Origin of the sequence: Protofrankia sp. Cj5, assembly GCF_917627405.1 — a bacterium.
GTDB lineage: Bacteria > Actinomycetota > Actinomycetes > Frankiales > Frankiaceae > Protofrankia.
This window is the reverse complement of record NZ_CAKJTO010000008.1, coordinates 20619-33345: the sequence shown is the minus strand read 5'-3', so window position 1 is coordinate 33345 and position 12727 is coordinate 20619. Positions and strand designations below refer to the sequence as shown.

9 protein-coding genes, 1 pseudogene and 1 CRISPR repeat array are annotated in these 12727 nt (G+C 69.4%); of the genes and pseudogenes, 8 read left to right on the top strand and 2 right to left on the bottom strand.

Translation table 11 applies throughout. The features are described 5' to 3' along the window. The first annotated feature begins 80 nt into the window (after positions 1 to 80). From cas7e to cas2e, 5 genes are read left to right on the top strand one after another with little or no spacing between them, the layout of a single operon-like run. On the top strand, positions 81 to 1223 hold the full coding sequence (gene cas7e, locus MJ777_RS03655) for a type I-E CRISPR-associated protein Cas7/Cse4/CasC (protein WP_239373140.1): 1143 nt from the start codon (positions 81 to 83) through the stop codon (positions 1221 to 1223). Beyond that, positions 1220 to 2032: a type I-E CRISPR-associated protein Cas5/CasD gene (cas5e, locus tag MJ777_RS03650; protein ID WP_239373138.1), complete on the top strand. Its 813-nt coding sequence runs from the start codon at positions 1220 to 1222 to the stop codon at positions 2030 to 2032. Before cas7e ends, cas5e begins: the two co-directional genes overlap by 4 nt. A 6-nt stretch (positions 2033 to 2038) precedes the next feature. Continuing rightward, on the top strand, positions 2039 to 2842 hold the full coding sequence (gene cas6e / locus MJ777_RS03645) for a type I-E CRISPR-associated protein Cas6/Cse3/CasE (RefSeq protein ID WP_239373136.1): 804 nt from the start codon (positions 2039 to 2041) through the stop codon (positions 2840 to 2842). Position 2843: 1 nt separating this feature from the next. Further along, a complete protein-coding gene (gene cas1e, locus MJ777_RS03640) occupies positions 2844 to 3836 on the top strand; it encodes a type I-E CRISPR-associated endonuclease Cas1e (RefSeq protein WP_239373134.1) in 993 nt (330 codons plus the stop codon). Further along, positions 3833 to 4111, top strand: coding sequence for a type I-E CRISPR-associated endoribonuclease Cas2e (cas2e, locus tag MJ777_RS03635; protein ID WP_239310847.1), 279 nt, complete (start codon positions 3833 to 3835; stop codon positions 4109 to 4111). The genes cas1e and cas2e overlap by 4 nt, the downstream gene beginning before the upstream one ends. Before the next feature lie 18 nt (positions 4112 to 4129). Then, positions 4130 to 9288: direct repeats of the CRISPR family, unit length 28 nt; unit sequence GTCGTCCCCGCACGCGCGGGGATCTTCC. A 204-nt stretch (positions 9289 to 9492) separates the two neighbouring features. Here cas2e and MJ777_RS03630 read toward each other — a convergent pair. Beyond that, a complete protein-coding gene (locus tag MJ777_RS03630; RefSeq protein ID WP_239344687.1) occupies positions 9493 to 9816 on the bottom strand; it encodes a hypothetical protein in 324 nt (107 codons plus the stop codon). Further along, the gene (locus MJ777_RS03625; RefSeq protein WP_239344689.1) at positions 9813 to 10124 is read right to left on the bottom strand and encodes a hypothetical protein; all 312 of its coding nucleotides are present in this window, start codon (positions 10122 to 10124) and stop codon (positions 9813 to 9815) included. Before MJ777_RS03625 ends, MJ777_RS03630 begins: the two co-directional genes overlap by 4 nt. Positions 10125 to 10301: 177 nt before the next feature. Between MJ777_RS03625 and MJ777_RS03620 the strand changes: the two genes are divergently transcribed. The 3 genes and pseudogenes from MJ777_RS03620 to MJ777_RS03610 form a co-directional block, all read left to right on the top strand. Next, positions 10302 to 10589, top strand: a complete 288-nt coding sequence (locus MJ777_RS03620) for a hypothetical protein (protein WP_239373119.1) — start codon at positions 10302 to 10304, stop codon at positions 10587 to 10589. A gap of 122 nt (positions 10590 to 10711) precedes the next feature. Continuing rightward, a complete protein-coding gene (locus tag MJ777_RS03615; RefSeq protein ID WP_239373117.1) occupies positions 10712 to 11809 on the top strand; it encodes an AAA family ATPase in 1098 nt (365 codons plus the stop codon). Positions 11810 to 12106: 297 nt separating this feature from the next. After that, positions 12107 to 12727, top strand: a pseudogene (locus MJ777_RS03610) (penicillin-binding protein); the annotation flags it as partial.

Genomic DNA, 12727 nt, shown 5'->3' with positions numbered 1-12727 from the left:
GCGCGCATTTCCCCGCGGCCGTTGCGCCCGTACCGATCCCAATACCATCGCCCGATACCATCAGGATGAAGAGCATACCGATGCCTCTCTATGTTGACATTCATATTCTCCAGACCGTGCCCCCGTCGAACCTCAACCGGGATGACGCGGGCACACCGAAACAAGCCATTTACGGTGGGGTCAGGCGCGCGCGGGTATCGTCCCAGGCGTGGAAGCGGGCGACCCGCACCGCGTTCAGTGATCAGGTGGATCCAGCCCGGCTCGGTACCCGGACAAAAAAGATCTCAGCCCTGCTCCGCGAGCGGATCGCCGCGCGCGGCCTCACTGACCCGGAGGCGTGCGCCCGGATCACCAAGGCTCTCCTCGCTGACCTTGGCATCAAGGACGGGAAGAAAGAGACCGAGACCGCCTATCTGCTGTTCTTCGGCCGCCCGCAGCTCGAGCGGCTCATCGACCTGATCGAAGCCGACCTTCCTCAGCTCGCGGAGCTCGACGAAACGGCCCTCGCTGCCTCCCTCGGCCACGTCTCCATCAAAAAGGTGCTCGGCACCGGCCATCCGATCGACGTGGCCCTGTTCGGACGCATGGTCGCTGAGCTGCCTGATCTGAACGTCGACGCCGCGACCCAGGTCGCTCACGCCTTGTCCACCCACGCCGCCGAGGTCGAGTTCGACTACTACACGGCGGTCGATGACGAGAACCTCAAGGAGGAGACCGGCGCCGGAATGATCGGCACGGTGGAGTTCCAGTCCGCGACGCTCTACCGGTATGCGACCGTCGGCCTGCACCAACTCGCCGACAACCTCGGCGGCGACGTGGAGGCAGCCGTCGAGGCCCTGCGTGTCTTCCTCACCGCGTTCACCACCTCCATGCCGACCGGACACAGGAATTCCTTCGCGCACCGCACTGTCCCCAACCTCGTCACCGTCGCCCTGCGCGGCGACCAGCCGGTCAACCTCGTCTCCGCGTTCGAGAATCCCGTACGGGCCGGCAGCCGAAGCATCCTGGCGACCTCCGTCGACCGGCTGGCGAACGAGCTGGCCGAGGCCGCCTCGCTGTGGGGACGCCGGCCCGCGCTCGTCGCCTCCACCTACAGCACGAGCACGTCAACCGCTGGCGCAGACGATCTAGCCAGCACGCTCGGCCCATCGACGCCGTTCAAGGACGTCGTCGAGATGGTGACCGTGGCCGCGCGGGAGCGCCTCACCGGCGCGGCGCGATGAGCACATCGTCCTGTCTGGTCCTCCGGCTGGCCGGGCCGATCCAGTCATGGGGCGGCCCGAGCATGTTCAACCGCCGTGAAACCTCTCCCGAGCCGACGAAGAGCGGTCTTGTCGGCCTGCTCGCGGCCGCGCAGGGCCGCCGACGGGCCGACCCGATCGAAGACCTGCTCGCATTGACCTTCGGGGTTCGCACCGACCAGGCCGGGACTCTGCTCCGCGACTACCACACCGTCAGCGACTACCGTGGCCGCCCGTTGCCGTCGGCCGCCGTCACAGCCAAGGGGAAGCAGAAGCCGACATCGCCCGCGAAACTCACCCATGTCACCGAACGCTTCTACCTCCAGGACGCCGTCTTCATCGTCGCGATCGTCGCGCCCGACGACGTCCTCGTCGCCCTCGCCGATGCCATCCGCAATCCCGCCTTTCCCCTCGCGCTTGGCCGCCGAGCCTGCCCCCCGACCCAACCGGTGCTGATCACACCCGTCGGTCAGCCAGGCTCGACCGCCTGGGCCGGTGAGCTGCTCGACGTCCTCGGCCAGGTGCCCTGGTACGGCGGACACAGCCAGCGGCGTCAGCTCGAACGGCTGAAGTCCCCGCCGCGTCACCTCGACCTGCCCGTCACCCTCGACGATCCCGCCGGTGACGACATCCGGATGGACCTGCCAACGAGCTTCGACCCCCGAGACCGGTCCTTCACCAGCCGCCGGGTCCGTCAGACCTGGGTGCGCGTTCCCTCGCCCCACGTTGACAACCCGGATGCTGTCGACGCGGCCGACAGCCATGACCCCTTCGCGATTCTCGGATGGTGACCAGCCGTGACCTATTTGTCCCGAATATGGCTTAACCCGCTGCGGCGACAGAGCCAGAAGCTGCTCAGCAACCCGGAGAAATTGCACGCCGCCATACTTGGCGGCATCAGCCGCCAGCCGATCAGCGAACGCGTTCTCTGGCGTCTGGAAAGCGACCCGTCGCGCGGTGAGGCCCGCGATCGGCCGCGCCGTGAGTATCGAGCGGAGCTCTTGGTTCTCACCGAGTCAACCCCATCGTGGGAACACCTCATCGAACAGGCCGGCTGGGCCCATGCCGACGAGCCGCAGGCTCTCATCCGCGACTACCAGCCGCTGCTCGACCGCCTCGAGACGGGCCGGGAGTTCCGCTTCCGGCTCCGCGCGAACCCGGTCAGTTCCACCCGTACGCCGATGAACCCGTCGGTCAGCCAAAAAGAGCGCCTATCCCAGCCGCGTCCGCGCGGCGTCCGCGTTCCGCACCGGACCGCAACCCACCAGATCGCCTGGCTGACCAGCCGAGTCGAACGGTGGGGCTTTCACGTGCTCGACACCCCGGACGGTGACCCCGCGCTCCGCCTGACCGCCCGTGACCGCCTCACCTTCTACAAGCGAGGCGAAGGCGAGCCGGGTGCGGGTGCGGGTGCGGGTGCATCCAGCACCCGGGGCCATCGTGTCGTGCTGAGCACCGCAACCTTTGACGGAGCGCTGCGAGTGACTGATCCGGCTCTTGCCCGTCATACGTTGACGCACGGCGTCGGCTCCGCCAAAGCCTATGGATGCGGCCTCCTCACCCTCGCCGCCTACCGGCCGCCAGCCGAAACCGGCGGATGACATGTGGTGGCTGGCCAACCCACAGGACCTCCATCGCATCGAAGACCGCGTCTCCACCCTGTATGTCGAGAAATGCCATATCGATCGGGACGACAACGCCGTCGTGCTCGTGACCCGCGAACGTACCGTCAGGGTTCCAGCCGCGTTTGTCGCGAGCTTGCTGATCGGCCCAGGAACCCGAATCACCAGCGGTGCCGTCCGGCTGCTCGCCGACTCCGGCACCGCCGTATGCTGGGTCGGCGATCGCGCGGTCCGCATGTACGCCGCCGGTCTCGGACCCAGCCGAGGCGCCGGGCTGCTCCTCCGTCAGGCATACCTGGTAACCCGTACCAAGGAACGTCTCGGTGTCGCGCGACGCATGTACGGCAAACGCTTCCCCGACGACGACGTATCCCAAGCCACGATGCAACAGCTCCGTGGCCGGGAGGGCGCCCGCGTCAAGAAAATCTACCGACAGCACTCAGAACGCACCGGCATTGAATGGTCCGGACGCGCGTACAAACCAGGTGAACCCTACGCCGCCGGCGACGACATCAACCGGCTCCTGTCGGCAGGTCACACCTGCCTCTACGGAATATGCCACGCCGCTGTCGTAGGAATAGGAGCCAGCCCAGCACTCGGATTCGTCCACACCGGCGGAGCCACCTCCTTCGTCCTCGACATAGCTGACCTCTACAAGGCGGAATACACAATTCCGCTCGCCTTCGACCTCGCCGCCGCCGGCCGAACCGAGGAACGCGACATCCGGACCGCCTTCCGCGACCGCGTCGCCGATGGCAAGCTCATGGCCCGCATTGTCCGCGATATCAAAGATCTGCTTCTCGGCGAAGGAACGGATATCGATGACCAAGATGAACTTCACCTGTGGGATGAGGTCAACGACCGCGTCCCCGGCGGGGTCAACTGGGCCATCGACATGGTCGACAGCTGGGATGACGTCAGCTTTCTCGGCATCACAGGCCCGGACATCGACGACCACCGGCCACCGCTGTGACCGTCATCGTCCTCATAGCAGTGGCCGACGGCCTGCGCGGGCACCTCACCCGATGGATGATCGAGATAACGGCCGGTGTGTTCGTCGGCAACCCCAGCGCCCGGGTCCGCGACCGACTTTGGACCGTCCTGACCGCTCGCGTCAACGACGGCCAGGCAGTCATGATCGAACCAGCCAACAACGAACAAGGCTGGACCGTCCGCACCGCTGGCCGCGATCGAGGCTACCCCGTCGACTACGACGGACTGATACTGTTTGCCCGTCCACGCCGCTAAAGCCGCAGGTCAGCAAGTGTCGTCCCCGCACGCGCGGGGATCTTCCGAGTATGGCTCTGACAGCAGCAGACGACGAAGCGTCGTCCCCGCACGCGCGGGGATCTTCCTAGATATATACGACCGGTTTCCAGCTCGCTGAGGTCGTCCCCGCACGCGCGGGGATCTTCCGCCGGAAACCACTGTCATACAGATCCCGAACCAGTCGTCCCCGCACGCGCGGGGATCTTCCAGCCGGTAGGTGGGCCTTGTGGGCACGCTCGACGGTCGTCCCCGCACGCGCGGGGATCTTCCCCCCCGTGTGAAAGCCCGGCATGCGGCGGCGTTGTCGTCCCCGCACGCGCGGGGATCTTCCCGAGGCCACCGGCCATATGGATCAGACGTCGGAGTCGTCCCCGCACGCGCGGGGATCTTCCCGACTGGATGCCGTCGCTGCTGCGCCGCGCCGAGTCGTCCCCGCACGCGCGGGGATCTTCCGATCTCTCACGCCGCGAAAAGATCATCGGCATCGTCGTCCCCGCACGCGCGGGGATCTTCCACGTGGCGCACGCCCAGCCGACGTGGACCGGCCGTCGTCCCCGCACGCGCGGGGATCTTCCCACGACGGGCCGTCCGACGGCGAGCCGGGCTCGGTCGTCCCCGCACGCGCGGGGATCTTCCGCGCAACAGCCTGTCCGCCCAGGGCCTGTCGGCGTCGTCCCCGCACGCGCGGGGATCTTCCCTTCGGGCTTGGTGACATAACCGAGCTGCTGGAGTCGTCCCCGCACGCGCGGGGATCTTCCGCGCAACAGCCTGTCCGCCCAGGGCCTGTCGGCGTCGTCCCCGCACGCGCGGGGATCTTCCTCCAGGCGCCGGCGATCAATGCGCCCGAGACGAGTCGTCCCCGCACGCGCGGGGATCTTCCCCGACGATCAGATCATTGCCCTGCTGGCGACCTGTCGTCCCCGCACGCGCGGGGATCTTCCGATCGTGCTCACCATGCCGGGATGCGACGGGACGTCGTCCCCGCACGCGCGGGGATCTTCCATGCGGACCGACGTTGAGCGAAGATAGTGTTGAGTCGTCCCCGCACGCGCGGGGATCTTCCACCCCCGGCCCGGCTCAGGGTGGACCAGGCCCAGTCGTCCCCGCACGCGCGGGGATCTTCCGCGGACCATTCCGTTCGCAGCCCGGACAGGACAGTCGTCCCCGCACGCGCGGGGATCTTCCGTGGTACCGCCAGGGGTGCGGTACGGGCGTATGGTCGTCCCCGCACGCGCGGGGATCTTCCGGCTGTTGGTGGCATCGAGAGCGCCATCAGCATGTCGTCCCCGCACGCGCGGGGATCTTCCGCTTGCCCGGATGGCCCGCAGGGGCGAGCTCGCGTCGTCCCCGCACGCGCGGGGATCTTCCTGTCGACTCGGTGCCGGTGTAGCCACCCTGACGGTCGTCCCCGCACGCGCGGGGATCTTCCCATCGTGCCGCGCCCCAGCTGGCGGCTCGGCTCCAGGCGTCGTCCCCGCACGCGCGGGGATCTTCCTGGGGTTGGAAGATTTCTTTCGGTAGTCCAACCGTCGTCCCCGCACGCGCGGGGATCTTCCGCAATACCTACACCCTGGACACATCCGTTGCCAGTCGTCCCCGCACGCGCGGGGATCTTCCCGGATCGCGGCCGGCTTCGCCCGGATCACCGGAGTCGTCCCCGCACGCGCGGGGATCTTCCCGCGCCGACCGGGGCCAGGAGCGCGCCGATGCCGTCGTCCCCGCACGCGCGGGGATCTTCCTCATCTGAGCCAGGGAGGCACCATCCCCGCCCCGTCGTCCCCGCACGCGCGGGGATCTTCCCCACCTCATGGTGAGTCATACGGACGCTGACGTGTCGTCCCCGCACGCGCGGGGATCTTCCGCGGGTGACGCGGCGCGGCCGTAGGTCGGTCCAGTCGTCCCCGCACGCGCGGGGATCTTCCCTCACCGACCCCACCCCGGTGCTAGTGGTGATGGTCGTCCCCGCACGCGCGGGGATCTTCCGAGTTGCGCCGCCGAAGGTTGCTAACCGGGTACGTCGTCCCCGCACGCGCGGGGATCTTCCCTCGCGGCGGTCCTTCAGCCGCACTGGACCGTCGTCGTCCCCGCACGCGCGGGGATCTTCCGTCGGTCGGCGAGCCGGACGGTGGTGATCGTGGGTCGTCCCCGCACGCGCGGGGATCTTCCCCCAGGAGGCCAGGCCGGCGGTCGACCTGCGTCGTCGTCCCCGCACGCGCGGGGATCTTCCTAAACCGCCCCGCTACCAGACGATCCGGTGGCCGTCGTCCCCGCACGCGCGGGGATCTTCCGCGCCTATGAAAGCTCCGCGCCCGGCACCAGCCGTCGTCCCCGCACGCGCGGGGATCTTCCGGTCTGCGCTCGCTCCCTCACCCCGGTCGTCAGGTCGTCCCCGCACGCGCGGGGATCTTCCCAGAGGATGGTCGCGGCGCCCCAGCGTCCCGCGGTCGTCCCCGCACGCGCGGGGATCTTCCGACCTCCAGGCGGGTGTCCTGCTGGGCGGGCCAGTCGTCCCCGCACGCGCGGGGATCTTCCGGCCGCGTCATCCAGGCCCAGGGCCGTCTTGATGTCGTCCCCGCACGCGCGGGGATCTTCCCAGACCAGCCGGGCGCGCGATGCGCGCGGACCGGTCGTCCCCGCACGCGCGGGGATCTTCCCCCCTGCCCGAGACGGTTGGTGGCAGGTTGAATGTCGTCCCCGCACGCGCGGGGATCTTCCATGGTCGGCCGATGGGGCTCAGCTGGCGTGCGGGTCGTCCCCGCACGCGCGGGGATCTTCCCGAGATCCCGTTAGCGGTACCCTGATCGCAGATGTCGTCCCCGCACGCGCGGGGATCTTCCGATTCTGGTTGACTGCGGGCAGCACAGGAGAGAGTCGTCCCCGCACGCGCGGGGATCTTCCCCGGCCTGCGGCGCTGATGGGATCGCGCTCAACGTCGTCCCCGCACGCGCGGGGATCTTCCTACGCACGCAGCCAGGAGACCGACCGTGGCTGAGTCGTCCCCGCACGCGCGGGGATCTTCCCCTCGGCACCCTCACTGTCCCAGAGGGCGCGACGTCGTCCCCGCACGCGCGGGGATCTTCCTGGGACCGGGATTGGCTGACGCTCGGCCCGTGTGTCGTCCCCGCACGCGCGGGGATCTTCCTGGAGCCTGGGCCGAGCTGATCCGCGCGCGGCAGTCGTCCCCGCACGCGCGGGGATCTTCCCCTTCGTACCATTCCCTACGCCGTGAGGGTGATGTCGTCCCCGCACGCGCGGGGATCTTCCCAGACCGGGGCCGAGACCACGGCTCCGGCGATGGTCGTCCCCGCACGCGCGGGGATCTTCCCTCCAACGCCAATGCGATTCCGCTGGGCACCTCGTCGTCCCCGCACGCGCGGGGATCTTCCCCACCGGTTTGCCGACATCGCGGCCGAGCTCGGGTCGTCCCCGCACGCGCGGGGATCTTCCTGGAGCCTGGGCCGAGCTGATCCGCGCGCGGCAGTCGTCCCCGCACGCGCGGGGATCTTCCCCTTTGTCCGCAAGGTACCCGGCACCGGCTGTGGTCGTCCCCGCACGCGCGGGGATCTTCCTGGCAGCCAGCCGTTCGCGCACCCGACATTCGGGTCGTCCCCGCACGCGCGGGGATCTTCCTTTTTTGAGCATGCCGCCACACCGAACATGGTCGTCGTCCCCGCACACGCGGGGATCTTCCCCCGGCCCGGACCAGCGTTGCGACGGTCGTCGCGTCGTCCCCGCACGCGCGGGGATCTTCCCTCGGCGGCCGGCGGCCTGGGCGACCGCGTCGTGTCGTCCCCGCACGCGCGGGGATCTTCCGTTCCCTGACAGTCTCCCCGCTCACGCTCACCTGTCGTCCCCGCACGCGCGGGGATCTTCCTCCACGATGATCGACCTGTGCACGTCGACCTGGGTCGTCCCCGCACGCGCGGGGATCTTCCTTCCGAGTCTCTCATTCTGGCCATTCGGGCTGTGTCGTCCCCGCACGCGCGGGGATCTTCCGCCAAGCGCGTGTCCGATGCGGTGACGCTGCACGTCGTCCCCGCACGCGCGGGGATCTTCCCAGCTACCAGCCGGAACGAGCGGGGATTGCCGAGTCGTCCCCGCACGCGCGGGGATCTTCCGCTGTCCCAGCTCGAGGACAGCCGCGTCGATCTGTCGTCCCCGCACGCGCGGGGATCTTCCGACGGATTACACGGTGGCCGCTGGTGCGATGACGTCGTCCCCGCACGCGCGGGGATCTTCCGGCTGTTCCAAACCTCGGACGTCCGCTCGTCGAGTCGTCCCCGCACGCGCGGGGATCTTCCGTCCACGTTCCTGCAGTGGCTGGCCACCGCCGCGTCGTCTCCGCACGCGCGGGGATCTTCCGACCTACGTCGACCCGGTCACCCTCGCGGCCGAGTCGTCCCCGGACGCGCGGGGATCTTCCCCCGGACGCGCGGGGGCAGGAGAGCCGCACCGGGTCGTCCCCGCACGCGCGGGGATCTTCCGGACGTCGGTATCAAACCGGGATTCCAGTCCCTGTCGTCCCCGCACGCGCGGGGATCTTCCTCTCCAACGGGTCTGGCCAGTCCGTCTCCCCGTGTCGTCCCCGCACGCGCGGGGATCTTCCCTCCACGCGCACCGTCGCCGGCCCAACGAGGTAGTCGTCCCCGCACGCGCGGGGATCTTCCCATGGTCAGCCGGTGGCCATCCCCGTCGCACGAGTCGTCCCCGCACGCGCGGGGATCTTCCTTGCGTGGTGTTCCGCCTGGCCGACCCGCTGGGCGTCGTCCCCGCACGCGCGGGGATCTTCCCCGCGCCACCGCGCGCCGCCACGTGTCCTCGAGGTCGTCCCCGCACGCGCGGGGATCTTCCCCCGTCCCGCCCGTCACCGACGCCCCATCCACCGTCGTCCCCGCACGCGCGGGGATCTTCCCGCCCCGAAGAGCTGCTCTTGGAGGTATGAGGCGTCGTCCCCGCACGCGCGGGGATCTTCCCCGCAGCAGGCGCCACGGGCGGAGCAGGAGCCAGTCGTCCCCGCACGCGCGGGGATCTTCCGATCCAGTTCGCGCGCCGCGACATGCACGACCTGTCGTCCCCGCACGCGCGGGGATCTTCCCGATTACGAGACGTTTATCGAGCCGTTCGAGTCGTCGTCCCCGCACACGCGGGGATCTTCCCGCGAAGCGGTACGGCTCCGGTGGGCGGGCCGACGGGACTTCGGATAATTCCACTCGAACGGGACGTAGCGACCATGCGAGAGCCTGCCGGGCGTCGGTGCCCAGCGGCCGGACCACGACCGTCCCGAGGTGAACACGTGGCCTGGCCTGGAGGGGTATCCGGCGGCTGGGGTCGGCGGGCGTGACCATGTGTACTCCCAGCTGTCACTCGTGGCGGCCGGGGGCGCACCAGACGATCTCGATGGAGGTGGCTACAAGCGCGTACGTTGCGTGGGCACGGTCGACGCTTGCGAAGGTGCCGCACAGGTTGCCGTCGGGGCTCACGAGGTTGACATGGTCGTGATGGGCGAGCCCCCACACGAGGATCCGGTAATCCGCGCTGTCGTCGACGAGTGCGAACAGGCGTGGCGCCTGCCGGGCGACGAACGCCGCGACCGGTTCTGCCGGTTCCGGCGCGGTGGTGGGCGGACGGGGGTCGGTCTGTCCGGTATCCCTGGTTGCGGGGTGGTGGAGGCTGGCGAGCGTCATGGGTGCTCCTTCGTGCTGGCCGGGGGTGCGCTGTGTGGGCAGGGACCGGCGAGACCGAGAACGGCCGAGGCTGCCGCGTCGACCTGGTGACGGGCGGTCGTGAGATCGCCGGTTCCGGCCCGGTCGGTGCGGTCGTAGTGCTCCAGGGCGTCGCAGAGCGCGGCCCAGCGGCGGGAGGCCGGATCGATCGGGGGGACGAACCGGCCGAGCACCTGCGCCATCTGGTCGGCCGGTGCCAGGTCGCGCATCCTGGCCAGCAGCACCACAGGGCGCAGGTGCTCGGGCACGGCAGAGCGGACGATCGTCATCGGCGCACGGCCCCGGCCGGACGTCGCGGTGACGGGTGGTGGTGTGGTGCCGGTCGGTCACGCCGTATCCGGGGGACGGGCGGTGCCAGTCGTCGAGTCCGCGGAGACGGTCGATGACCCGTTGCAGGGTGGCCGGGTCGTGGTGGAAGGCGACCGGGGCGGCGGGGGCTGGTACGGGTGCAGGCGCGCGGGTCGGCAACGCCGCGGTGCTGTCGGTGGGGACTGCCGGACCTGTACGCCGAAGACGGTGTCCTGAACGGCACCGCTCATGGATCCGGTGAGGAAGCCGCCCTCAGTGACGTGCTCTTCGCCGGGGACCGCCTCACCTGGTCCCAGTCCATCACCAAGCCCCTGCGCCTGAACCTCACCTTCGACATGGTCGTCAACGGCGACACCATGACGGGCAAGTCCAAGGCGGGCCGCCTGCCAACCTCCAAAGTCACCGGCCAGCGCCGCACCGCCTGATCTCAGGGGATCAGGACGGTCGTGCCGGCCAGCTGCCCGGTGGCGGCTTCGTCGTGGACCACCGTCCGCCCGATGGGTAGGTGGAGGGTTCCCCGCGCCACTGCCCGTCGTAGAGTGATCGCGTGACGGCAGGTCGCCTTGCGGCGGTGACGGTTGAGGGGTACACCTCAATCCGCTCGGCACGGGTCCGGCTGGGTGGGCTGAACGTCCTGATCGGCCCGAACGGGGCGGGTAAGAGCAACTTCGTCTCCGCGCTGGAGCTGCTGGGGCGGATCCTCGACGAGGACCTGCAGCTGTTCGTCGGGCTGCGCGGCGGCGCCGGGGCACTGCTGCACGGCGGTCCGCGAGGCGGAACGCCCGGGATCACAGTCCGGATAGAGGCGCCGCCACACGCCTACCTGGCACGTCTGGTCCCCAGCGCACGCGATGAGCTGGTCTTTGAAACGGAGGAAATCTCCGGGCTGGCAGAGACCGCAGTGCTGGGCCATGGGCACAGGGAGACACTGCTGCACCGGAGGACTGGCAGCCGGGCTGAACGGGCGACAGCGGGCCAGGTGACAGAGATCCTGGACGGCTGCCGAGTGCACCACTTTCACGACACCAGCCGAACCGCACCGGTGAAACGGTTCGCCAACCCGGCGGACAACCTCACCCTCGCCCCCGACGCGGGGAACCTCGCGGCCTATCTGCTACGCCTGGCAACCGAGGACACCGCAGCCTACCGGCGGATTGTGCGGGCCGTCGGGCAGGTTGCGCCCTTCTTCCGGGACTTTGTGCTGGTGGGGGAACATGCCGGTGTCCGGCTGCGCTGGCGGCAGGCCGGGATGGACGGGGTCCTCGGCCCTGAGTCGCTGTCCGACGGCACCCTGCGCTTCATCTGCCTGGCCACGCTGCTGCTGTGTCCCGACCCACAACCATTGATCATTCTAGATGAGCCGGAACTTGGCCTACACCCGTTCGCCTTGGTCCAGCTCGCTGGCATGCTGCGCTCCGCCAGCCAGACCAGCCAGATCGTCGTGGCCACCCAGTCCGTCCCCCTCGTCGACCATGTCGACCATGTCGACCATGTCGACCTCATCATCGTCGACCGAACGGACGGCATCTCCACCTTCCACCGCCCCAACCCAGCCGATCTCGCGGCCTGGCTGGACGACTACTCGCTGGGCGAACTGTGGCAGAAGAACATCCTCGGCGGCCTGCCCACCCGGGAAGACGGCTGACCCTCGTGCGCTCGCTCTATCTTCTCGCCGAGGGTCAGGGCGAGTTCGTGGTCATCGACTCCGTTGGTGACTGCTGGTGTTGCCGATGGGTGGGACTCGTTGTCATCGCGGGGTTTTCCATCCATCGGTCGAACGACGCATGACCACGCCGTTACGTTTTTACGACAGCTTTCGGTGTGTCGCGCGGCCGGGAGCACGGGGCTGTCCGTAGACTCGCGACTGCGCCCGGAAAAGTCCGTCAAAAGCCAAGAATCGTGGCGTACCCGGCCACCATCTCTGGGAGGAGTGCCCGCCACGGTGCCTCTCACCTCCAGTGGGCTCACTGCCTCGGCCTCGTGGCGACGCGGGCGTGGCCGTATGCTCATCGCGCTTGTGGTCGTCATCCTGTTACTGGCCGTGGCCGGTGTCGGGTACGTCGTGAAGACCCGCGCCGACGCGCGCGCCGCGGACCACGCGGCGGCCGGCGCCGCCCAGGCATACCTCGCCAGCTGGCAGAACCTCGGTTCGCTCGGCGACCCGGGTGGGGACACGGCCGTGACCACCGCCGCGCAGGATCAGGGCCGGGCCGGCGTGACCGCTGCCAGCGTGCCAGCCACCATCACCGTGGACCAGCTCGTGGCAACGATGGTCGACGTCCGCACCAGGCTGAACGTCGCGGGAGCCCGCTTCGCAGCCGGCCCGTTGCATCGCCAGGACGCGACGGCGACGGTCGGTTACTCGGCGACCCTCGTCCTCACGGGCTTCGGTGAGCCGTACACCTACGATGGCGTGCTGCATCTGGTGCGCCGCGGCAAGGCCTGGAAGGTGCAGGCCCGTCCCGACTCGGTCAACCCGGCGCTGGCGCCCGGCCTCCGGCTGGACCGTACCCCCTCCACGGGCAAGCGGGGCCAGCTGCTCGACGCGAACGGGCAGCCGCTC

What these genes read in the sequence shown, in the direction of transcription:
- cas7e (WP_239373140.1), top strand. Translation starts at nt 81, where the DNA reads ATGCCTCTCTATGTTGACATTCATATTCTCCAGACCGTGCCCCCGTCG.
- cas5e (WP_239373138.1), top strand. Translation starts at nt 1,220, where the DNA reads ATGAGCACATCGTCCTGTCTGGTCCTCCGGCTGGCCGGGCCGATCCAG.
- cas1e (WP_239373134.1), top strand. Translation starts at nt 2,844, where the DNA reads ATGTGGTGGCTGGCCAACCCACAGGACCTCCATCGCATCGAAGACCGC.
- MJ777_RS03630 (WP_239344687.1), bottom strand. Translation starts at nt 9,816, where the DNA reads ATGACGCTCGCCAGCCTCCACCACCCCGCAACCAGGGATACCGGACAG.
- MJ777_RS03625 (WP_239344689.1), bottom strand. Translation starts at nt 10,124, where the DNA reads ATGACGATCGTCCGCTCTGCCGTGCCCGAGCACCTGCGCCCTGTGGTG.